General features: G+C 61.2%; 15 protein-coding genes. 9 read left to right on the top strand and 6 right to left on the bottom strand.

The window, feature by feature from the left end; translation table 11 throughout:
* Nucleotides 1-73: 73 nt before the first annotated feature.
* From ACKUTP_RS05015 to ACKUTP_RS05030, 4 genes are all read left to right on the top strand, one after another.
* Entirely contained in the window at nt 74-991 is a 918-nt protein-coding gene (locus tag ACKUTP_RS05015; protein ID WP_148332039.1) for a hypothetical protein, read from the top strand.
* The gene (gene smpB / locus ACKUTP_RS05020; RefSeq protein WP_006235325.1) at nt 981-1,451 is read left to right on the top strand and encodes an SsrA-binding protein SmpB; all 471 of its coding nucleotides are present in this window, start codon (nt 981-983) and stop codon (nt 1,449-1,451) included. Before ACKUTP_RS05015 ends, smpB begins: the two co-directional genes overlap by 11 nt.
* A 206-nt stretch (nt 1,452-1,657) precedes the next feature.
* Nucleotides 1,658-2,161 (top strand): flavin reductase family protein, encoded by a 504-nt coding sequence (locus ACKUTP_RS05025; RefSeq protein ID WP_117746556.1) that lies wholly within the window; start codon nt 1,658-1,660, stop codon nt 2,159-2,161.
* Between the two features lie 88 nt (nt 2,162-2,249).
* Nucleotides 2,250-2,393 (top strand): rubredoxin-like domain-containing protein, encoded by a 144-nt coding sequence (locus ACKUTP_RS05030; protein ID WP_035137395.1) that lies wholly within the window; start codon nt 2,250-2,252, stop codon nt 2,391-2,393.
* 151 nt (nt 2,394-2,544) lie between these two features.
* On the opposite strand, the gene ACKUTP_RS05035 is transcribed toward ACKUTP_RS05030, so the two are convergent.
* Nucleotides 2,545-3,801 carry an Nramp family divalent metal transporter gene (locus ACKUTP_RS05035; RefSeq protein ID WP_409063676.1) on the bottom strand — a complete coding sequence of 419 codons (1,257 nt, stop codon included), beginning with the start codon at nt 3,799-3,801 and terminating at the stop codon, nt 2,545-2,547.
* Nucleotides 3,802-4,162: 361 nt separating this feature from the next.
* On the opposite strand from ACKUTP_RS05035, the gene gltB reads away from it, so the two are divergent.
* From gltB to ACKUTP_RS05060, 5 genes are all read left to right on the top strand, one after another.
* The gene (gene gltB / locus ACKUTP_RS05040) at nt 4,163-8,860 is read left to right on the top strand and encodes a glutamate synthase large subunit (protein ID WP_409063677.1); all 4,698 of its coding nucleotides are present in this window, start codon (nt 4,163-4,165) and stop codon (nt 8,858-8,860) included.
* 5 nt (nt 8,861-8,865) lie between these two features.
* Entirely contained in the window at nt 8,866-10,347 is a 1,482-nt protein-coding gene (locus ACKUTP_RS05045) for a glutamate synthase subunit beta (RefSeq protein WP_409063678.1), read from the top strand.
* Nucleotides 10,348-10,762: 415 nt separating this feature from the next.
* Nucleotides 10,763-11,470, top strand: coding sequence for a hypothetical protein (locus ACKUTP_RS05050; protein WP_409063679.1), 708 nt, complete (start codon nt 10,763-10,765; stop codon nt 11,468-11,470).
* Nucleotides 11,471-11,663: 193 nt separating this feature from the next.
* The gene (locus ACKUTP_RS05055) at nt 11,664-12,740 is read left to right on the top strand and encodes a hypothetical protein (RefSeq protein WP_409063680.1); all 1,077 of its coding nucleotides are present in this window, start codon (nt 11,664-11,666) and stop codon (nt 12,738-12,740) included.
* A 456-nt stretch (nt 12,741-13,196) separates the two neighbouring features.
* Nucleotides 13,197-14,567, top strand: coding sequence for an amidohydrolase family protein (locus ACKUTP_RS05060; RefSeq protein ID WP_349074071.1), 1,371 nt, complete (start codon nt 13,197-13,199; stop codon nt 14,565-14,567).
* A 107-nt stretch (nt 14,568-14,674) separates the two neighbouring features.
* Here ACKUTP_RS05060 and ACKUTP_RS05065 read toward each other — a convergent pair whose 3' ends face one another.
* From ACKUTP_RS05065 to ACKUTP_RS05085, 5 genes are all read right to left on the bottom strand, one after another.
* Nucleotides 14,675-15,148, bottom strand: coding sequence for a hypothetical protein (locus tag ACKUTP_RS05065; RefSeq protein WP_055310332.1), 474 nt, complete (start codon nt 15,146-15,148; stop codon nt 14,675-14,677).
* A 146-nt stretch (nt 15,149-15,294) separates the two neighbouring features.
* Nucleotides 15,295-15,567 (bottom strand): metal-sensing transcriptional repressor, encoded by a 273-nt coding sequence (locus ACKUTP_RS05070; RefSeq protein WP_022094020.1) that lies wholly within the window; start codon nt 15,565-15,567, stop codon nt 15,295-15,297.
* 135 nt (nt 15,568-15,702) lie between these two features.
* Nucleotides 15,703-15,924, bottom strand: a complete 222-nt coding sequence (locus ACKUTP_RS05075) for a heavy-metal-associated domain-containing protein (RefSeq protein ID WP_260699774.1) — start codon at nt 15,922-15,924, stop codon at nt 15,703-15,705.
* 147 nt (nt 15,925-16,071) lie between these two features.
* The gene (locus ACKUTP_RS05080; RefSeq protein WP_409063681.1) at nt 16,072-18,411 is read right to left on the bottom strand and encodes a heavy metal translocating P-type ATPase; all 2,340 of its coding nucleotides are present in this window, start codon (nt 18,409-18,411) and stop codon (nt 16,072-16,074) included.
* Nucleotides 18,412-18,911: 500 nt separating this feature from the next.
* Entirely contained in the window at nt 18,912-22,247 is a 3,336-nt protein-coding gene (locus ACKUTP_RS05085; RefSeq protein WP_409063682.1) for a CAP domain-containing protein, read from the bottom strand.
* Nucleotides 22,248-22,276 lie beyond the last annotated feature (29 nt).

Genomic DNA, 22,276 nt, shown 5'->3' on the forward strand with positions numbered 1-22,276 from the left:
TAAGAGACCCGGGTTTTGTGTATTGACCGTATGTACGGCGCCTGCCGTGTTTCGCTCAGATCGAGGAGTAGCCATGGATCTGCCCATCAGCTTGCAAGACATCACGTATGCCGAGAACTATCTGGCGCAGGGCGACCTGGCTACGGCGACGCCGCTGCTGGAGCGTCTGGTAGAGCTCGCCGAGGAGTATATCGACGCTGAGTGCAAGACGGAGGAGAAGCGCCAATACTTTAGCTTCGATAGCAAGTTTGAGCGCTTGGCCTATCGCCGCGTGGAGAAGGATCCGCGCGAGCTCGTGCAGGTCGAGGTGCCGTTTGACCGCCTGTACTCTGATATGGCGTTTGCCTACATTCGCCAGCAGGATTATGTGAGCGCTCGTAATGCCCTGATGCAGGCTGTGCGTTGGGACCCCATGAACTGCAACTATCGCTTGGATTTGGCCGAGCTGTTCCGCGCACTCGAGGACAAGCAGGAATGGGCATCGCTCTCGTTCTCGGTGCTGGAGCGTGCAAGCGATGGCAAGTGCGCCGCCCGCGCTTACGCCAATCTAGGTCAGTACTTCTTGGAGCCCGAGACCGAGAACGTTTCGGCTGCCGTGGGCTGCGCGCGTCTGGCGCTGCGCCTGGCGCCCAACGATGCGCATACGACGCGCCTGCTCAACAAGATCCATACCACCTATCCGGATGCCGCCGATGAGAGCGACGAGCACGTGATGGGTGAACTGGCCCTGCAAGGCGTTCCGACCTCGCCTTCGGCCGAGATTGCCATCTGCCTGATTATGTGCGCGACCGATGCTGCAAGCGACGGCGACAAGCAGGAGGCGACGCGCCTGACGGTGCGTGCTCGCGACTTGGTGGGCGAGGAGGCCTGCGCGGCGATTATTAAACTGGTGCGCGAGAGCGATGCCGAGCTCAATGCCGAGCGCAAGGCAAAGCGCGAAGCTACGGGCAAGGGTTCCGATGGCGCCAAGGAGGCCGGCGATGCCCAGTAAGCGCGAGCGCAAACTCATTTCCAAGAATCGCTCGGCACATCACGAGTACTTTATCGATGAGACGTTTGAGTGCGGTATTGAGCTGAGCGGCACCGAGGTCAAGTCGATTCGCGAGCGCGCCTGTCAGATCACTGACACTTTTGCGCTGATTCGTGGCGGCGAGTGCTGGCTCGTCGGACTGCATATCCACCCTTATAGCCATGGTGGCGTGTGGAATCGCGATCCCGACCGTCGGCGTCGTCTGCTGCTGCACCGCAAGGAGATCGACTTTCTTGACGGCAAACTTCGCAACCGTGGTTATGCGCTGGTTCCGTTGGAGCTCTACTTTAATACCGACGGCCGCGTAAAGCTGCTGCTGGGTCTGGGTCGCGGCAAGAAGCTCTACGACAAGCGCGAGGACATGGCCAAGCGTGATGTCCAACGCGAGATCGACCGCGCCCTCAAGGAACGCAACCGGTAGGCGCTCTATATAAGTTGCGGTGAGATACGGACTGTTTTGCCTGTTTGAGGGGCTATTCAGTCCCTATTTCGCCGCAACTGCGGGCGTCTTATCTTTCTTACTGTTCTGACACATATGTCTCAAAGGCGGCGTCCGTTATGGGTGCCGCCTTTTTTGTGGGTACATACATTCATGAGGTTCCAACCCGAGCTAGGGGAGTGATCGTTATGGACAAAACTGCGTTCTTTACCATGCCGAGTGGCCTGTACGTGGTGAGCGCCGCGGCAGACGGGCTGCGCGCCGGCTGCGTCATCAACACTGCGGTGCAGGTGACGTCCATGCCGCCGCGTATTTCGGTTGCCGTGAACAAGGACAATGTCACCTCGGGCGTCATCGCATCGGCCAAAGCGTTCGCGCTGACCGTGATCGATCAGACCGCCGACATGCTCTACATCGGTAACTTTGGGTTCCGCACCAGCAGCGATTATGACAAGTTTGCCAAATACGAGACCCGCGAGACGGCTCTGGGCATGCCCTATGTGCCCGAGCACGCGGCGGCCCTGTTTAGCTGCCGTTTGATCGACACTGTGGATGTGGGCACGCATCTGCTGTTTATTGGCGAGGTCGAGGATGCCGAGCGCCTGAGCGACGAGACGCCGCTGACGTACGACTACTATCACAAGGTGCTAAAGGGCAAGACGCCGCCCAAAGCCTCGTCGTATCAAGGCTAGAAATGTTCTAAAAATACTTGCATTATGTTATTGAGAATATATACTAATAAGTAAGTACACCAGCAGTCACGTTCGAGAGGAGAACATCATGGCTGAGGAGAAGAAGACGTATAAGTTTGTGTGCACCGTTTGCGGTTACGAGGTTGAGGTCGACACGCCCGAGCTGCCCGAGGACTACGTGTGCCCGGTGTGCGGCGTCGGTCCCGATCAGTTTGAGCTCGTCGAGGAGTAACTCGCAGGCACACGGCGAAAGCCGAACATAGCTCTGTCCAAGGGTCCCGGTCGAATTCTCGGCCGGGACCCTTTTGATTTATCTGACGGTTTAAAACGGTCTCACGTGTTACAGATTAAGACGTTATATCTGGACAGTCACGCCATCCCAATTACATCCCCGTTAGCAGCACGATGTCGAGAATCGTCACGATGACGCCGATCCCTACGAGCAGCGCGTTGAGCGGGCGCGAGTTGGCGTATTTGCCCATAACGCGGGCTGAGCTGGTGAGCCGTATGAGCACAAAGACCGTAATCGGCAGCTGAAGCGACAGCAGCGCCTGACTCCAAATGAGACCCTCAAAAGGATTCGGGACGACCAGGCACGCCGCCACTGCGCCGACGAAACAGGCCGCCACTCCGATCGAGGAATGTCGGTCGTGAATGTCATATTCCTCGTAGAACATGCCCGCGGTGATGGTGCCCGCCGCCATGCCCGCCGTCACACTACTCGAGAGCCCCGCAAATAGCAGCGCCACGGCAAAGATGGTCGAGCTTGCCGGGCCCAGAATGGGGGAGAGCGTGGCCGCTGCGACGGCGAGGTCGTCTACGACCATGCCGTGCGCAAAGAAGGTCGTTGCGGCCAGGATGACCATGGCCGAGTTGATTGCCCAGCCCACGCCCATCGAAAAGAGCGTGTCGAAGAGCTCGTAGCGCAGACGTTCCTCGATAACCTGCTCGCCTTGGCCTTCGAAGTGCATGGATTGGATGACCTCGGAGTGCAGGAAGAGGTTGTGAGGCATAACGACCGCGCCTAGGACACTTACGATAATCGCGGCCGAGCCGGTGGGCATACTGGGTGTGATCCAGCTTGCGGCGGCCTGCGGCCAGTCGACCTTGACCAGCGTGAGCTCAGCCAAAAACGAGAGTCCTACCACGCCTACGAAGGCGATGATCCAGCGCTCGGCACGCTTGTAGGAGTTCGTCATGAGCATCGCCATCGATACTGCCGCCACGATGACGCAGCCCGCGCGCACGGGCAGCCCAAAGAGCATTTGAAGGGCAATCGCGCCACCCAGGACTTCGGCCATGGCGGTGGCGATGGTCGCGAGGTAGGCACTGGCGAGCACCGTGCGTCCAACGAAACGGGGGAGGTAGCGCGTCGTGGCTTCGGCAAGACAGGCGCCCGTTGCGATACCCAGGTGCGCCGCGTTGTGTTGCAAGACGATCAGCATGATCGTGGACAGCGTGACGATCCACAGCAGCGCGTAGCCAAACTGCGAGCCGGCGGCCATGTTGGAGGCCCAGTTGCCCGGATCGATAAAGCCGACGGTCACGAGCAGCCCGGGGCCGATATGCCGGGCGATATCCAGACCTCCGTGGCCTCCGGTGCGGTGCGAGCCAAAGTGTTGTTTGAGATGGTTGAGCATGGTGAGCTCCTGCGTGCCGTTTGTTTGACGCCGCAAAGGATACCCGTTTTATGCTAAAAAGTTAACCAAGACTAACAAAATTGTTGTATTTGAATAGGATGGTGAAAGGGGATTACCGAAATGTCTTGATCTGTAACAACTAGGGATGGAAATTGGATCTTACTGTTACAGATTGAGATGTTTGAAGCGGTGAGTTTACAGGTCGAACTTGGGCCCTTGTTGCCGTCCTTGAGGTCGGCGGTGTCCACTCGTAGGGCGTGCGTTACGCGATTGTTTCGAAACGGGCGGGAAACACAACGGGCCGGCGATGCTCCTAGTATGCCTAGTCAACTGACTGTCTAACACCTAGGGGAGGATCGCGATGCAGGCAGATTCCGCTCAGCAGCAGGGCCTTTATCGCCCCGAATTCGACCACGATGCATGTGGCATCGGCGCGCTTGCCGATATCAACGGCGAGCGCCATCACCAGATTCTGGACGACGCACTGTCCATTCTGGTCAACTTGGAGCACCGCGGCGGCACCGGACTCGAGAAGAACACCGGCGACGGCGCCGGAATCCTGTTTCAGGTTCCGCATCACTTTTTCCGCAAAGAGGCTCAAAAGTGCGGCCAGATTCTGCCGGCAGAGGGCGACTATGGTGTGGCCATGCTGTTCTTCCCGCAGGACGACAAGGGCGTAGAGGATGCCCGCCGCGTGTTTGAGGAGGGCTGCGCCGAGGCCGGCGTGCCGCTGCTCTTTTGGCGCGAGGTGCCCGTCGACCCGCACGACCTGGGCGAGACGGCCCGCGCCTGCATGCCCACAATCTTGCAGGCCTTCCTGGGCCGCCCCGACGACACGCCCGCCGGCGACGCCTTCGAGCGCCGCCTGTATGTGTGCCGCCGCACCATCGAGAAGAAGGCCGACGCCGAGTTCGCCTTGCGCGACAAGATCTTCTACGTCTGCTCCATGAGCTCGCGCACCATCGTGTACAAGGGCATGCTGGTCGCCACGCAGATGCGCCGCTTCTTCATCGATCTCAACGACGCCGCCGTCAAAACGGCCGTGGCGCTCGTCCACTCGCGCTACTCCACCAACACCACGCCCAGCTGGGAGCGTGCGCACCCCAACCGTTTTATCATTCACAACGGCGAGATCAACACCCTCAAGGGTAACGTCAACTGGATCCGCGCTCGCGAACCCAACCTGTACAGCCCCGTGTTGCAACATGATCTTGAGCGCGTGATGCCCATCATCAACCGCGAGGGTTCCGACTCCGCGATTCTGGACAACGTACTCGAGTTCCTGGTCATGAACGGTCGTCCGCTCACGCGTGCCGCATCCATGCTGCTGCCCGAGCCGTGGGACCACAACGACAGCCTGAGTGAGGAGCGCCGCGCCTACGACGCTTACCAGTCCATGCTCATGGAGCCGTGGGATGGCCCGGCGGCCATCGCCTTTACCGACGGTCGCACGCTGGGTGCCGCCCTCGACCGTAACGGCTTGCGTCCCGCCCGCTACTACGTGACGCGCGACGGTCGCTTTATGCTGGCAAGCGAGGTGGGCACCATCGAGGTAAGCCCCGAGAACATCCTGACGAGCGGCTGTCTGGGGCCGGGTCAGATGCTCGAGGTCGACTTTGCCCGCGGCCGCGTCATCTACAACGACGAGCTGCGCGCCCGTTACGCCAAGGAAAAGCCCTACCGTGATTGGATTGCCGAGGAGACGCTGACCGTCGACGCGCTCGATAGGCCCGCCGCGCCCGCGCCCGCCGAGGACGCCGAGGTGCCTGCCACCGTGCGCATGGCCAAGCTCGGGTATCACTGGGATGACGTCGATGAGGTCGTGCGTCCCATGGCCCAGCAGGGCAAGGCCCCGCTTGCCTCGATGGGCATCGATGCGCCGCTGGCCTGCCTGTCCAAGAAGACGCGCTCGTTCTTCGATTACTTCTATCAGCTGTTCGCCCAGGTCACGAACCCGCCCATCGATGCCCTGCGCGAGCACATGGTGACTTCGACCACGCTCTACCTGGGTAACCACGGCAACCTGCTCGAGGACTCCCGCACGGCCTGCCAGCTGGTTCGCTTGGAGTGTCCGCTGCTGAGCGAGGAGGAGTTCGACCGCATTTGCGCCATCGATCGCGTGGGCTTTAAGACCTGCCGTTTCCGTGCCGTGTACCGCCGCGATGCCGGCGAGGGCGCGCTGCAGGCTGCGCTCAAGCAGCTTGCAGAGGACGTTGAGGCTGCGGTCCGCGACGGCGTGAACATCGTGGTGTTGAGCGATCGTGCCGCTGCGGGCGAGGTGCCCGTGCCGTCGCTGCTCGCCGTGGGCTGCGTGCACAACCACTTGATCCGCGCCGGCGTGCGTACCTTTGCCGACATCGTGGTGGAGTGCGGCGACGCCGTGTCCCCGCACGACTTTGCGGCACTGGTGGGCTACTCCGCGAGCGGCATCTATCCGTACAACGCACATGCGTGCATCCGCGACTTGGCGGCACGCGGCGACCTGGACGTGACGGCCGAGCAGGGCATCGCTAACTACAACAAGGCTGCGACCGCCGGCATCGTCTCCATCATGTCCAAGATGGGTATCTCCACGGTGCAGAGCTACCATTCGGCGCAGATCTTCGAGGCCGTGGGCTTTACGCCGGAGTTCGTCAACGCGTATTTCGCCGGCACGGTGAGCCGTGTGGGCGGTATGGGCGTCGAGGACGTCGAGCGCGAGCAAAACGAGCGCTACGATGCCGCGCTCGCTATCCTTAAGAGCCCGGCTCCCGATCAGCTGCCCACGCTGGGTCTGACCAAGTGGCGCCCGCTCGGCGGCGAGGATCACCTTATCGATCCGCAGACTGTCTACTTGCTGCAGACCGCCTGCCGTGAGGACTGCTACGACACCTTTAAGGAGTACAGCGCCCGTCTGCACCGCACCGGCCGTGCCGTGCGCCTACGCGACCTGCTCGACTTTAATGCCAGCGGCCGCACGCCGGTTTCGCTCGACGAGGTCGAGCCTGCGCTCAACATTGTCCGCCGCTTTAACACCGGTGCCATGTCGTATGGCTCCATCAGCAAAGAGGCACACGAGTGCATGGCCATCGCCATGAACCGCCTGCATGGCCGTTCCAACTCGGGCGAGGGCGGCGAGGACCCGCGTCGCGAGACCCCGCTGGCCAACGGCGACTCCAAGAACTCCGCGATCAAGCAGGTAGCAAGCGCGCGCTTTGGCGTGACGAGCCGCTACCTGTGCAGCGCCTTCGAGATTCAGATCAAGATGGCCCAGGGCGCCAAGCCCGGCGAGGGTGGCCACCTGCCCGGCAAGAAGGTCTATCCCTGGATCGCCGAGGTCCGTCAGTCCACGCCCGGTATCGGCCTGATCTCGCCTCCGCCGCACCACGACATCTACTCCATCGAGGACCTGGCGGAGCTTATCTTCGATCTTAAGAACGCCAACCCCGGTGCGCGCGTGTCGGTCAAGCTAGTCAGCGAGGCCGGCGTCGGCACCATCGCCACCGGTGTGGCCAAGGGCGCTGCCGACAAGATCTTGATCAGCGGCCACAATGGCGGCTCGGGTGCCGCTGCGCGCGATTCCATTTGGCACGCGGGTCTGCCGCTGGAGCTCGGCCTTGCCGAGGCCCAGCAGACGCTGCTGCAAAACGGCCTGCGCTCGCGCGTGGTGCTCGAGGCCGACGGCAAGCTCATGGACGGCACCGATGTTGCCGTCGCCTGCCTGCTGGGCGCCGAGGAGTTTGGCTTTGCGACCATGCCGCTCATCTCGATGGGCTGCCTTATGCAGCGTGACTGCCAGCAGGATACCTGCCCGGCCGGCATCGCCACGCAAAACTGCCGCCTGCGTCGCGGTTTCCGCGGCAAGCCCGAGCACGTTGAGCACTTTATGCTCTTTGTTGCCGAGCAGCTGCGCGAGGTCATGGCGAGCCTGGGCTTCCGCACCGTCGACGAGATGGTCGGCCATCCCGAGTGCCTGCGCCAGATTGAGGTCCCGGGCAACCGCAAGGCCAACCTGCTCGATCTGTCGCCCGTGCTGGCGAGCGCGACCTGCGAGTTCGGTGCCCATATTCCGGGCGCCGACGGTCGCCACTTCCTGCCGCAGATGGCCGCGGACAGCGAGCTCGACAAGACGCTCGACTCCACGTTGTTTGTGCCCTATACGGCCGATGCCCGTGCGCACCTGCGTCCGATTCGCTTCCGCGCCGATATCGCCAACGTCAACCGCTGCGTGGGCACCATCTTGGGCAACGCGGTGACCAAGGCGCATCCCGAGGGCCTGCCCGCCGGCTCCATTACCATCGATTGCGATGGCTCGGCCGGTCAGAGCTTTGGCGCCTTCCTGCCGCGCGGCATTACGCTCAACGTGTGCGGCGACGCCAACGACTACTTTGGCAAGGGCCTTTCGGGCGGCGAGGTGTCGGTGCGCCCCAACCCGCATGCGACCTACAAGTTCGACGAGAACATCATCGTGGGCAACGTTGCGTTCTTTGGTGCCACGAGCGGTCGCGGCTTCATTAACGGCCTGGCCGGCCAGCGCTTTGGCGTACGCAACTCCGGTGCCACGGTGGTGGTCGAGGGCTGCGGCAACCATGGCTGCGAGTACATGACGGGAGGTCTGGCGCTCATCCTGGGCGAGGTCGGGCAGAACTTCGCCGCCGGCATGACGGGCGGCGTGGCTTACGTCTTCGATCAGTACGGCACGCTCGATGCCCGCGTGAACCACGAGAGCGTTGAGCTCAAGGCCCCGACGGCCGGCGAGCTGGCGCAGATTCGTGCGCTCATCCAGGAGCACGTGGACGCGACGCAGAGCCCGCGCGGCATTAAGCTACTCTACAGCTTTGAGACGATGAGCAAACACTTTGTGAAGGTCATTCCGACCGAGTACGAGCGCGTGCTGGCGATTGTCGCCGCCGCCGAGGCCGTCGGCAAGACGCATGAGCAGGCCGAGGAGCTAGCGTTTGACATTGTGACCGGTCGCGCCGACGCTGCCGATGTCGCTCGCTTTGATGTGGCGGGTGGTGTCGCTGGCGCTGCGCCCGCCGCTGCCAGCCCTGTTGCTTCGACCAAGAAGGAGGCGTAAGTGCCATGGGTAAGCCCGGTGCTTTTCTTGATATCGATCGCGTGACCCACGAGCTGCGCCCCGTGGAGGAGCGCAGCCGCGATTTCGATCCGCTGTACGTGGAGCTCGACGACGATGCGCGCCGTGCCCAGGCGAGCCGCTGCATGATGTGCGGTGTGGCGTTTTGTCAGATGGGTGCGAGCTTTGGCAAGGCGCGTCCGAGTGGCTGCCCGCTGCACAATCTGATTCCCGAGTGGAACGAGCTAGTGTATCGCGGCCGCTGGGACGAGGCTGCCGAGCGTCTGTCACTCACCTCGCCCATGCCCGAGTTCACGAGCCGCGTGTGCCCGGCGCTGTGCGAGGCCGCGTGCAACCTGGGCTCGGTCGACGGCCAGCCCACGACGATTCACGACAACGAGCGCGCGATCAGCGACCATGAGTGGGCAAATGGCGGTCCGCGCCGCTTTGAGCCGGCGGGGGAGGGCGCACCCACGGTTGCCGTGGTGGGCTCCGGTCCTGCTGGTCTGGTGGCAGCATGGGAGCTTGCGCGTCGTGGCGCCCGCGTGACGGTGTTTGAGCGCGACGACCGTCCGGGCGGCCTGCTCATGTACGGCATTCCCAACATGAAGCTCGAGAAGTCCGTGGTCGAGCGCCGCGTGGCGCTCATGCGCGAGCTGGGCATTGTGTTTGAGCTGGGTGCCGACGTTACGAACCCTGCGGTAGCGGCCAAGCTCAATGGCTTTGACGCCGTTGTGGTGGCTGCCGGTGCTCGTGCCCCGCGTGGACTGGCTGCTGAGAATATTGACGCACCCGGCGTGGTGTATGCCGTGGACTACCTGACGGCCTCGACCGTCTCGGTGCTCGATGGCGGCGAGCCTGTCGTCGATGCACGCGGCCTGGACGTCGTGGTCATTGGCGGCGGCGATACCGGTAACGACTGCGTGGGCACCGCGGTACGTCAGGGTGCGCGCAGCGTGCGCCAGTTTGAGTTCTTGCCGGCGGCGCCTGATGCGCGCGCGGCGAGCAACCCCTGGCCGCAGTGGCCAAACGTTAAGAAGACCGACTACGGCCAGCAGGAGGCCATCGCTGCCATGGGCGGCGAGATGCGCGCTTGGGGTGTGGATACGCTCGAGGTGCTGCTGGACAATAAGGGCGCGGCCGCGGGCCTGCGCGTGGCCGATCTGGATTGGTCGGCTGGCAAGCCCGAGCGTATCGCGGGCTCCGAGCACGAGGTGCCGGCCCAGCTGGTGCTCATCGCCTGCGGCTTTACGGGCCCGGAGCACGGTGTGTTCGACGCCGTTGGCGTGCCCGTTGCCACTGCTGGTCGTCCGCTGCCTGTGATGGCCGCCGAGGGCTCGCATCTTGCGGCGCGTGTCGACAGCGTCGCCGCGGATGCCGCGCCGGTGTATGTTGCCGGTGACGCTCGTAACGGCAGCTCGCTCGTGGTGAACGCTATGGTCGACGCCCTGGCCTGCGCTGCCGAAGTCGCCGAGGCGCTGGAGCTGTAAGGCGGCTGTCCACAGCTGAATCGTCAAGGTCTGTCCCCAACGGCCGGCCCAAAAGGAACGTCCCCAAGTGCCGGCAGCTGGGGACGTTCTTTATGTGCCGGCACCCAGGGACACCCCTTGCGGGTTTGCGGGCGACTTTGTCATTTGTCGACGTACAAGTATTCATTCGTCGACGTTTGCGACTGTGGTGCTCTGCTGTTTCTGTGGTGGCAGCGGGCATCTGGCTCAAAATGGCGGGTCAGCTGTCTATATCTACCTGCCGTTTCTTTGCGGTGCGCATTTTCGGTCAAGCATCCCGTCAAGTGTTTGGTCAGCAGTTGGTTTGCAGCCGGAGGCCTATTTTGTCCGTGCCAACAGTGGCTGCCCACCCTCCTCGTAAGCTCAAATTGAGGTTCATCAGTTTGAGGAGGATGCCGTGACTGATCACGTTTTAGACCGAGCACATCTGGCTGAAGCCGTCGGCAACGATATTGCCGACATGGCCCATTTTTGGATGCTGCGGAAGTTTCAGTTTTTGGAGCCGGCGCGCGAGCAGTTCGAGATCATTGTCGACCCGTGGCTCGGCTATTGCACCGAGCCTTCCCAAAACGAAATCATGGCCTACAACATGGCATTTACCGATTGGCTGCTCTTCGAGCGCCCCTATCGCCATGGCAAGACGCTGCTCGAGCTGTATGTTGATGAGCCGCCGGCATCGCTTTCGCCTGCCTCGCTCAAGCGGCTCGAGCAGGTGCGCGACACACAGTATTTCTCGCGTTTTGGCATTTTGGACAAGGATCCCACGACTGGCATGGTTGCGCTGAATGATACGCGCACCGACCGTCGCTTTGATGTCTACGACCCGCATATCGTGCAAAAGGAGCATTGGAGTGACGGCGCGATTGCGGTGCGCCTCGCCTGCGTCGACGATGTCTGGCTGACGGCGGGACAGCTCTATCTGTATGACATCGCGCGCCTGAGTGACACGGCGGTCGATGGGCCGGGTGCGGTGCATCCGGAGGACCTGCAGGATGGCTTTGACACCTCGTGCATCAGCTTCTTTTTGCGCCTGGTCCGCGACATCATGGGCGCCCAGGGGCGGTATGTAAAGTCCCTCAACATCTACGAGCAGGAGTGGGAGTAGGGGATGTGACTGGTGTCGCCCTGCTGCCCTGACTTTGTCTCAATCTGTAACGTTTGGCGGCTGTTTGGGCCCGTAACTGTTACAGATTGAGACGGAAGGTTGGCGGCTGCCGAAAGATCTTGTTCTGTAACAACTAGAGGCTCAAAGACTGTCTTCCTGTTACAGATCAAAACATTTGTCAGCGGAGGCAACGGTGACGATGGCCCATTTGTCTGACGTGGTGGTGATGAAAGTGTCTAATACCGTTCTCAAACACAAACATGCGACTCGCAATACGTTGGCGCGGAATAGGATGCTCGCGCGGCTCACGGAGACGGCTAAGCAAGGTGCGCTGCTCGCAACGCATGACAATGCCGAGCTCATGTGGCTGCGACGCCATGTTGGAACTGACGATATTGCGGAGCCCGAGCCGTACCTGTTCTGTTTTAAGCATGATTGGGATGCATTGACGCCGGCGGAGCGAGCGCTGAGGACTATCAAAGGGCTTGCGGAATTTCATCCCGATTGGGCGTTTTGGGGCTATGACGCGGCGCTTTTGTGGGGTTTGGAGGTGCCGAATGATCTGCTTGGGCCACGATATCTTGTTAAGACGGGTTGCTCGGTGCCGCTGAGTGCAGGGTGTCGGCTGTTGCGTCCGCAGGCGGCGGGTGTACTTGAACAAGTCGACGGCGTGCAGGTGACGTCGTTTTGGCGCACGGTGGAGGGTTGCTTGCTGCGTGCGCCGTTCTCCTACGGGTTGGCGATTGCCGATTCTGCACTGCGGGCGAAAGGCGTATCACGTTGGGATTTGTGCGAGCGCCTCCGCGCCGATCGCGAGGGCAGGCGAGGGTATCGCAGGGCACAGGTGATTGCGTCGTATGCGGACGGGCTGTCCGAAAACGGCGGCGAGTCTCGGTTCCGAGCGTTCTTTATTGCGTACGGCTTTCCGGTTCCGGAGCTGCAGGTGGAGTTTCGCGACCCGCTCGATCCGAGCCAGGTGTTTCGCGTCGACTATTTTTGGCGGCTCGAGGACGGGACGTGTGTCATCGGCGAGCTCGACGGAAAGGGGAAGTACACCTTGCAGAACGGCGAGGGCCGGGAGTCGGTCGATCCATTCGTGGCAGAACGTCAACGGGAGTCCCATCTGACAATGCTCGGGCACAAGGTGCTTCGGTTTACGTTTAACGAACTCAAAGACCCGGGGAAGCTTGTCGAGAAAATGAGGCTGGCGGGTATTCCGCGACGGCCCGATTTGGCTGAGCAATGGAGGCGCCAGTGGTATGGGCACTGAAGCGGACTGTCTCAATCTGTAACAATAAGGGGCCGTTTGGCCTCGTAACTGTTACAGATCAAGACAAAAGGTTGGCTACCGCCAAAAGATCTCAATCTGTAACATCTAGAGGCCGAAAACCTGTCTACCTGTTACAGATTTAGACGTTTGACGATGGGGCTGGAGAATGTCTCGATCTGTAACATCTAACGGCCAAAAATCGGTCTAACTGTTACAGATTGAGACAAAGGCTGGAGGCACGACCGAAAATCTCGATCTGTAACATTTGGAAGGTTAAAGACGGTCTATCTGTTACAGATCAAGACGTTTTGCTGGAACGACCGACGCATCGCTGCGCTGGTCTGTTCATCCTCACGCCCTTTTCTTCCTCCCGTTAGCCGATATGTCCGCAGCAACCTTGCCGCGCTGGATAATAATGGACAAATGTTCAAGTTAATTGTGAGGGAGGAGCTCGATATGGCGTCTGCCGATCGTTCCACGTTGTTTATCAATGCGACCGTCCTGGATGGCTCGAAACATATGGAGCCGCAGCCCGATATGGCCGTGGCCGTTGAGCGCGGTGTCATCACGTGGATGGGGCCGAGTGCTGTGGCGCAGGCGCCTGCGGGTGCCGAGGTTATCGACCTGGCAGGTGCGTATCTCATGCCAGGCCTCATCAATATGCATGTGCATCTGTGCGGTTCGGGCAAGCCGGTTTCGGCGGGCGATGCGGGCGCGCTGATGAAGAAGCTCGATAATCCCGTGGGGCGCGCCATCGTGCGCCATATTCTTAAGGGCAGCGCCCAACAACAACTGGCAAGTGGCGTGACCACGGTGCGCGGCGCGGGCGACCCGCTGTTTGCCGATCTTGCCGTGCGCGATGCTATCGATGCCGGCAAGTATCAAGGTCCTCGCCTGGTGGCGCCGGGAACGGGTGTCACGGTGCCGGGCGGCCATGGTGCGGGTTTGTTCGCCCAGGTGGCCAACAGTCCCGCCGAGGCAGCCGAACAGGTGCGCGACCTGTATGCGCGCGGTGCCGACGTCATCAAGCTGTTCGTGACGGGCGGCGTGTTCGACGCTACCGAGGTGGGCGAGCCGGGTGTGCTGCGTATGCCGGTCGAGGTTGCCGCGGCGGCGTGCAAGGCGGCGCACGAGGTGGGCCTGCCGGTTATGGCTCATGTCGAGAGCACCGAAGGCGTGAAGGCCGCGCTTGAGGCCGGCGTCGATACGATCGAGCACGGTGCCCCGATGACTCCCGAGATCTTGGAACTGTACCGCGGCGCCGCGGGCACGCAGCTCGAGGGGCGTGCGCCCAGCGTTACCTGCACTATCAGCCCGGCGCTGCCGTTTGTATTGCTCGACCCGGAAAAGACCCATTCGACCGATACACAAAAGAAGAACGGTGACATCGTGTGCTCGGGCATCATCGAGAGCGCCCGTGCCGCACTGGAAGCTGGCGTTAAGGTGGGCCTTGGCACGGACTCGAGCTGCCCGTTCGTGACGCAGTACGACATGTGGCGTGAGGTGGCCTATTTTGCCAAGTATGTCGGCGTGGGCAACGCTTTCGCGCTGCATACGGCCACGCAGGTCAATGCCGAGCTGCTGGGGCTGGGCGGCGAGACCGGCACAATCGAGTGCGGCAAGGCCGCCGATATTCTGGTGACGCGCGAGAACCCGCTCGATGACCTGTGCGCACTGCGTGATCCGACGCACGTGATGTGTCGCGGTGATCTGGTGCGCAAGCTCAAGGTGAAGCGTATTCCCGAGGTGGACGCCGAGCTCGACGCGATTATGGCCATGCCTGCCGAGGCGTTGGCCGAGGAGCTTGCCCGCGATGGCGTGGCGTAAGCGCGCGATATGGCGATGCGACAAAGGGACAATCCTTTTGTCATAATCAGAAAAAGCCGAGGTCCCAGTGCGAGGCCTCGGCTTTTATTTGTCCCATAGTATGGCAGCTATGAGCGCGTCTCCATCTTGGCATGGCACTTGGGGCAGGTGACGCGAATCTTGCCTTTGCCCTTGGGAACGGAGAGCATCTGGCCGCAGTTGGGGCACTTAAGATAGGCCGTGGTCTTGCGGCCCTTCCACATCTTCTTGGCTGTGCGCTTGGCACGTTCAAAGTCTTCCTTGCTAGTACCGGCTGCGCGCGAGGCGTTGGCCGCTGCAGCTCCGCCGCCCAAGCTAGCTACAAACTTGCCCAAGCCGGGTACGTTTGCAGTCGCGGCGACAAAGGCCTCGTTCTCCTTGTGACGTGCGTCGATATTTTTGGACAGGCCGCGCAGCACGCCAATCACGATTACGGCGATGGCAATCCAGCTGAGCCACTGGATGCGGGCTATCGATCCGATCATCGCGATGACGATGCCGGCAAAACCCATCACGATGGTGAGTTCATCGGCACCATTGCGACCCTTCATAAAGTCATTCATGCAAATTGCCTTTCGTTCGATATGCTGCACGCCTTTATACCCGATTTAGAGCAAGGGGGACAGGTTAATCTGCACCAATGTGGTGCAAACATACCTGTCCCCGGAATACCAAGACGGTGCAAAGAAATCTGTCCCCAATGCCCCTATTACTTGGAGAGCTTGTCGACGACGCGTTCGATTTCGGCGAGCTTGGCGGCTTTGAGGTCTTCGTCGCCCGATTCGATTGCCGAAGTCACGCAGCCCTCGATATGCGCCTTGAGCACGTCGGCGTTAATGCGCGCGAGGAGCGCCTGCGTTGCCATGAGCTGCGTGGAAATATCGACGCAGTAACGGTCCTCCTCGACCATCCGCAAGATGCCGTCGATCTGGCCGCGTGCCGTCTTGAGCATGCGGGTCACCGATTTATGGTCTGCCATCATGTCGGGTCCTCGTTTCTGGTCGATCTTCCGGATGTCCCCGTCAGTTGCGGTGAAATACGGACCGTTTAAAGGCCTAGGGCGGCACAACAGTCCGTATTTCACCGCAACTTCTGAGGATTCAGTAGGCAGCGACTGCTATGCGGCGGTCACCGAAAGGGCGTGGAACTTCTCGCCGGCGCCCTCGACAGCGGCGGTGAGCTGCTCGACGGTCACGGTGTCGGCGCACTCCACCTGGACGGTCTGGGTCTCGTGATCGGCGTCGGCGTCGGTCACGCCGGCCACGTTGAGCAACGCCGTCTCGACGGTGGCGTCGCAATGGCCGCACATGAGGCCGGAAGTCTTGATTGTGTAACGCATGGGTATTCCTCCCTGTTGTGTCGGCTTTCCCAGGCACCCGACCTTGACCTTCAAGCCGTCGCTCGCGTACCAAAGTGCGCGTCGCTCCTCTTTCGGGTCAATCTCGGGCGTCTGGAAAACCCGTTCTAGATGGACTTAATGGTGAGCCTATTTTGCCACTTTTGGCTTAAAGGATTTTAAGCGCAGCGCATTGCTTACGACGCAGACACTCGACAGGCTCATGGCCGCGGCGCCAAACATCGGCGAGAGCTGCCAACCGGTGAGGGGGAAGAACACGCCCGCCGCCAGCGGAATGCCGATGCCGTTGTAGAACAGCGCCCAGAACAGGTCCTGCTTGATGTTGCGAATTGTGGCGCGCGACAGCTCGATGGCACGGGCGACGTCCATGAGGTCGCTGCGCATGAGTACCACGTCGGCGCCCTCCTTGGCGATGTCTGCGCCGGTGCCGATAGCAAGGCCCACGTCGGCGCGCGCCAGGGCGGGGGAGTCATTGATACCGTCGCCCACCATGGCGACCTTGCTGCCCGCATCCTGCAGCTCGCGTACGTGGTGCTCCTTGTCGGCGGGGAGGACGTCGGCGATGACCTGTTCGCTGCTCAGCCCCACGCGGCGGGCGATTGCTTCGGCGGTGACTCGGTTGTCGCCGGTGAGCATGCGCACGTCGACGCCAAGCGAGCGCAGTGCGGCGATGGCTCCGGCACTCGTTTCCTTGACCTCGTCAGCCACGGCAATGGTGCCGGCGAGCTCGCCGTTCTTGGCAAAGAACAGCGGCGTCTTGCCCTCGGCGGCGAACTGTTCGGCAAGACCCGCGGGCACCTTCGCGCCCAGCTCGTTCATCAGGCGCATATTGCCGGCGGCAATGGCGTTTTGCCCCTCGCGCGCCGTAACGCCTCGCCCGGGCACGGCGGCAAAGTCCTCGACGGCGCGCGCGACAATCCCTCGCGTCTCGCACTCGGCCATAATCGCCTCGGCCAGCGGGTGTTCGCTTGAGCGCTCCAGCGCGGCGGCCAGCTTGAGTAGCGCCTTTTCGCTCATGGCGGGCGATCCGTCGGCGCGCGTGGCTACCACGATATCGGTCACGGCAGGCTTGCCGCGAGTGACCGTTCCCGTCTTATCGAACACCACGGTGCCCACGCTGCGCAGATTCTCCAGCGCCTCGGCGCTCTTGAACAGAATGCCCATCTCGGCGCCCTTGCCGGTGCCGACCATAATAGCGACGGGCGTGGCCAGACCCAATGCGCACGGACAGCTGATCACCAGCACAGCGACGGCGGAGGTGAGCGCTTCGTTCACGCTACCGGTCAGTGCCATCCACGCCACGAAGGTCATGGCCGAGATCACGAATACCACGGGCACGAACACGCCGGCGACCTTGTCGGCCATGCGGGCGATGGGCGCCTTGGTGGCGTTGGCGTCCTCGACGAGCTGGATAATCTTGGCGAGCGACGTGTCGGCGCCCACGCGTGTGGCACGGAAGGCAAACGAGCCGGTGCGGTTGACAGTGGCGGCGTTGACGGTGTCGCCGGCGGTCTTTTCCACGGGGATGGACTCGCCGGTGAGCGCGCTCTCGTCCACGGCCGAGCTGCCCTCGAGCACCACGCCATCGACAGGGATGGACTCGCCGGGGCGCACACGCAGCACCTGGCCGGGCAGAATGGCATCGACGTCGACGGTGGCCTCGCTGCCGTCCTCTGCCACGACGGTCGCGGTCTTGGGTGCTAAGTCGATGAGCGCCTCGATAGCGCCGCCGGTCTTGGACTTGCTGCGCGTCTCGAGGTATTTGCCCACGGTGACGAGCGACAGGATGGTGCCAGCGCTCTCAAAATACAGATTGTCCATGCCCGTTATCATGGCCTCGTGTACCTGACCTGTGGCCAGCTGGTCGGCCATGATAAACATGGCGTAGAGCGACCAGGCAATGGACGCGGTGGCGCCGACGGCGATGAGGGCGTCCATGGTGGGCGCGCCGTGCGCGAGCGATTTAAACCCATTGATAAAGTACGCGTCGTTGACATAGACGATGGGGATGAGCAGGACGAGCTCGGTGAGGGCGAGCGTCATGCTGTGAGTATGGTCGGTGAAGATGCCGGGCAGCGGCCAGCCGAGCATGTGCCCCATGCCTGTGTAAAACAGCGGGATGAGGAAGATGATCGAGATGATGAGGCGGGTACGCATGGCAGAGGCGGCGGCCTCCAGCTTTTTGGTGGGCGACTCCATATGGGTGACGCCAGACCTGGCCTGCGAGCTGCCGCTTGAGGCGGCGTCGGTGCCCGCGCTGATGGGCGAGGCCGAGTAGCCAGCGCGATCGACAGCGGTGCAGATATCGTCGGGGGAGACCTGCGCAGGGTCGTAGTCCACCAGCATAGAGCCGGCGAGCAGATTGACCGCGACGCTTTGGACGCCGTCGAGCTTGCTCACGGCACGGTCCACGTGCGCTTGGCACGCGGCGCACGTCATACCGCCCACGTCAAACTTATCCTGAGCCATGGCTTCTCCTTTCTGTAATTTGGTGTTGGAATTGTTAACCTGCTGATACTATACACCCATACCCCCTGGGGGTGTCCAGTGGAGATTGAAATGTATGACATTTCGTTACAGATGAGGGTAGTTGGTTGACCGATGGACCGTCCCAACCAATCATCTCGATCTGTAACATCTAGAGAGGTTTTTGAACCATAACTGTTACAGATTTAGACGAACTGTTGAGTGGCAGTCCAATCATCTCGATCCGTAACATGTTGACCCGTTTTTGTCGAGTAACTGTTACAGATCGAGACAAACCATTCGATGGCAACCCGAACATCTCGATCTGTAACAGTAAGACCGATATTTGGGACCTAGATGTTACAGGTCGAGACAATCTCGGAGCAGATGCCCCGGCCATACAACGTAAAACGCCGGGGCGCCCGTGTGGTGGACGTCCCGGCGCATGTCAGGCGGGGTTTGTGAAACGGTGGGAGGGGGGAGAAGCCGTCCTCCCGAAATCCTTACTCCTGACAACGTTTCTTGTCGGTTAGGAAGACGCCGGCGGCTACAAGCACGACGCCTCCGATGACAAACGTCTCACCGGCGAGCGCAGCATTGTCGCCTGTGGTGGGAAGTGCCGAGTTGGCGGCCGTCTTGGCGTTGCCGGCAGACGGCTTTCCAGCAACCGGCTTAGCGGCAGCCTGCGTGATCTTGGCCTGCTCGGCCTTTGCTGCCTCTTGCTCCTGGCGGGCAATCTCGTCCTTCAGGGCTTGCTCGGCGGCTACGCGTTTTGCCTTCGCCTCGTTGTAGGCATTGAGCGCCGCGGTGTAGGCGGGCGTCGCAGCATCAAGGTCTGCCTGAGCGGCATCAAGTGCGACCTTTGCGTTAAGTTCTACCTGCTTGGCAACGACGCACTTGGCAAAGAGGGCATTGAGCGTATCGTTCGCGTTTGCGTCAGAGCCAGTAGCAATGCCGTTTTCGACGTTGATGGACTTGAGCTTTCCGAGGGTAGCGACAGCGGCGTCCGATGCGGCCTGAGAATTCTCGACCGCCTGCTCGGCGTTCGCGATGGCGTCATTTGCCGCACCAAGGGCGGCCTCGGCCTCGGTAACTGCTGCGTCGGCGTCCTTCTTGGCCGCCTTTGCCGCGGTAAGATTGTTGGCCGCGTTGCTCAGGGCGTCGGCATGGGCCTTCTTTGAAGCAAAGTCGTTTTTCGCCGTGGTCAGATCGCTCGCAGCGTGCTCCGCGGTCGCCGCCTTGGCCTCGGCGCCGTCCTTGGCGATAGCGAGGGCCTGCTTCTTGGCAGCCGCGTCGCGCTCCGCCTTTTCAAGAGCGCTCTGGGCAGACGTCTGAGCCGCCGTGGCTTCATCGAGCGTTTGATGGGCCTTGTCAGCCTTCTCCTGGGCCGCAGCAACATCGGCAGAATACTTGGCAAGTTCCTTCCTTGCATCTTGCAGAGCCTGCTGCTTTAAGAGAGCCTCTGCCTTGGCGTCATCAACCTTCTTCTGACTCTGAGCGGCTTGCTCTTGCGATGCCTTAAGCTCGGCGCGCTTCTGGTTGACGACCTGCTCTGCGGTCGCCACGTTACTTTGGGCGGCTTTGACCTGGTCTTCGGCTTCGGTAACTTTTCCGTTTGCCTTGGCGAGATTCTGCTCTGCTAGGGCAACAGCGGCGGCGGCACTTGCTACGCTGTCGTTCTTGGCGGCAAGGTTGCTGTTCGCGGTATCAACGCCTTCCTGCTTTTGAGCGACGAGGGTCTCAGCTACCTTTACGGCATTGGCTTTCGATGCCGCTGTGCTGCGCTTTTGTTCAAGGTCCGTCTTTGCGGCGGCGAGCTTTTCGCTGGCTTTGGAGAGGCTCAGCTGATACTGATCAAAGAGATTCTCGAGTTCATCGATCGAGTATTCTTTCTCGTACGAACCGTAATTGTTGTCGATCTCCAAGACGAACACATACGGCCAAAGGGTTCCGCGCGAGTTGATGCCGTATCCCATGGTTTTGGCGTTAGGTTGTACGATATTCAAATAATGGCCGACGGTGCCAAAACCCACGCCTTGGGCTCCGAATTCGGTACCGTGACTCCAGAAAGTCTTCCAAGCATCTTTGGGGGCAACGTTGCCAAGGCCGGCTTTCGCTGCAGCATCGTCAAATATTTTCTTTTCGCCATCAACCCATTGGTGCGCGATGTTTTCTTTCGTGCTGAAGTTCCAAGCGGCATTTTCAAATCCGGCATAGTCTGAGTGCCCCTTCGTTGCGTCAGAGTAATTGGAATCAGACTGAGCGATTGCCATTTGCTCTGCCGTCACCTTAAGCTCGCTAAGGCCGACGCTTTTGCGATATTCATTAATTTCGCGCAGCTTGCCAAACGAAAGCTTGGCGTTATCGAGTGACGTGCCGTCTTTTTTATCGCCAATGGTCGTCGGGTTTTTATCGCTCTGCCTATAGATGATGTTTGCAGCGTCGTTGGCACCGATGAACTGGTAGAAGCCGATGACGCTCTGCGCCTCCGCCGTTGTTGCCTTATCGGTTGCCGCCTTGCACGTATCGTATGCTTTCTGTGCATCGATAACGGCTTGATCGGCGGCCGCCTGGTTTGCCTTGGCAGTTTTGAGCGCCTTGTCTGCCTGCTCCTTCTCGGCTTTTGCCTGATCGACTTGTTTCTGAGCGGCCTTTGCTTTCTCCAGTTCGGTAGCATGTGCCTGCTTTGCCGAGGTCAACTCCGATTGCGCCGCATCGGCTTTCGTCTGGGCTGCCGTTACATCATTTTCGGCTGCTGCGACTGTCTGCTTCTTGGCTTCGAGCTCGCTTTCGGCACCGGTGAGGGCGTCCTGCTTGGATGCAACGTCGCTATTTGCCTGAGAAAGGCCTGCTTCGGCAGCCGCCTGCTGCTGCTTCGCCTGGTTGAGTGCGCTTTGGGCTGCATCGACCTTTGCCTGGGCGGCGTCATACTCCGGGCCCTCGGCGCCTGCCTTTGCGGCCGCCAAATCGGCTTGTGCGCTGTCGTACGCTGTCTGTGCCGCAACTACCTTACCATCCGCGGCGGTCTTTTCCTGCTGAGCGAAAGCCAGCGTGCCTGCCGCCTCGTCGTAAACGCTCTGCGCGGCGCTCTGAGCCTGCTGGGCATCGGCGAGCGCGGAATCGGCAGCGGCCTTCGCAGCCTTTGCTTGGTCCAGAGCGGCCTGCGCATCTGCGGCAGCCTGCTTGGCGACCTTGATTTCCTCCGGCGTTGCGTTGGCGGCTGCCTTCTGGGCTGCCTCGAGCTTGGCCTGCGCATCAGCTGCCGCCTGCTTTGCGGCATCAAGGACCTTCGACTTGTCCTCGGCGTCGGTCTTGGCTGCATCGAGCTTTCCTTGGGCATCCTTCAGCGTGGCACTGGCGCTGTCGGCCGCCTTGACGCTTTCATCGAGCTGGCGAGCATATTCGGCGCGCGCGGCGGCCTCTGCCTGCGAATTATCGGAGACGGAGGCGTCATAGGTGCTTTGTGCGTTGTCGCGGGCCGCCTGCTTTTCGGTATAGGGGGCAGCCACCGTGTCGTAGTCGGATTTGGCGTCTGCCTCGGCAGCCTTTGCGGCATCGATCGCAGCCTGCAGGTCGGCAATCTTCTGGGCGTTTGCCTTTACTGCGGAGCCTGCCGCCTCGCCGGCGTGGACAGCAAGCGGCGACATGATCGCGTCCTGTGCCGTGGTATCACTCGCATCGTTGGCAAATACCGAGAACGGCGCGAGCAGCGTCGAGCCAGTCATAGCGATGGTGGTTGCCGCGGTGACGGCGAGTCGTGTTGCCTTGTGGCCCGAGAATGTGGGGCGAGGCTCGGCGCCGCCTGAGACCTCCAAGTGTTTAGGTGCGTACTTTGCCATTTCTTCTCCCAATCGTTGAAGGGGTACCT

Origin of the sequence: Collinsella sp. wc0529 (assembly GCF_046116875.1) — a bacterium.
Taxonomy (GTDB): Bacteria; Actinomycetota; Coriobacteriia; order Coriobacteriales; family Coriobacteriaceae; genus Collinsella.

Excerpts from the sequence above, each read along its gene's own strand:
- ACKUTP_RS05030 (WP_035137395.1), top strand. The coding sequence starts at position 2,250 with ATGGCTGAGGAGAAGAAGACGTATAAGTTTGTGTGCACCGTTTGCGGT.
- ACKUTP_RS05075 (WP_260699774.1), bottom strand. The coding sequence starts at position 15,924 with ATGCGTTACACAATCAAGACTTCCGGCCTCATGTGCGGCCATTGCGAC.
- ACKUTP_RS05015 (WP_148332039.1), top strand. The coding sequence starts at position 74 with ATGGATCTGCCCATCAGCTTGCAAGACATCACGTATGCCGAGAACTAT.
- ACKUTP_RS05035 (WP_409063676.1), bottom strand. The coding sequence starts at position 3,801 with ATGCTCAACCATCTCAAACAACACTTTGGCTCGCACCGCACCGGAGGC.
- gltB (WP_409063677.1), top strand. The coding sequence starts at position 4,163 with ATGCAGGCAGATTCCGCTCAGCAGCAGGGCCTTTATCGCCCCGAATTC.
- smpB (WP_006235325.1), top strand. The coding sequence starts at position 981 with ATGCCCAGTAAGCGCGAGCGCAAACTCATTTCCAAGAATCGCTCGGCA.
- ACKUTP_RS05065 (WP_055310332.1), bottom strand. The coding sequence starts at position 15,148 with ATGAATGACTTTATGAAGGGTCGCAATGGTGCCGATGAACTCACCATC.
- ACKUTP_RS05025 (WP_117746556.1), top strand. The coding sequence starts at position 1,658 with ATGGACAAAACTGCGTTCTTTACCATGCCGAGTGGCCTGTACGTGGTG.
- ACKUTP_RS05085 (WP_409063682.1), bottom strand. The coding sequence starts at position 22,247 with ATGGCAAAGTACGCACCTAAACACTTGGAGGTCTCAGGCGGCGCCGAG.
- ACKUTP_RS05045 (WP_409063678.1), top strand. The coding sequence starts at position 8,866 with ATGGGTAAGCCCGGTGCTTTTCTTGATATCGATCGCGTGACCCACGAG.
- ACKUTP_RS05070 (WP_022094020.1), bottom strand. The coding sequence starts at position 15,567 with ATGATGGCAGACCATAAATCGGTGACCCGCATGCTCAAGACGGCACGC.
- ACKUTP_RS05080 (WP_409063681.1), bottom strand. The coding sequence starts at position 18,411 with ATGGCTCAGGATAAGTTTGACGTGGGCGGTATGACGTGCGCCGCGTGC.
- ACKUTP_RS05060 (WP_349074071.1), top strand. The coding sequence starts at position 13,197 with ATGGCGTCTGCCGATCGTTCCACGTTGTTTATCAATGCGACCGTCCTG.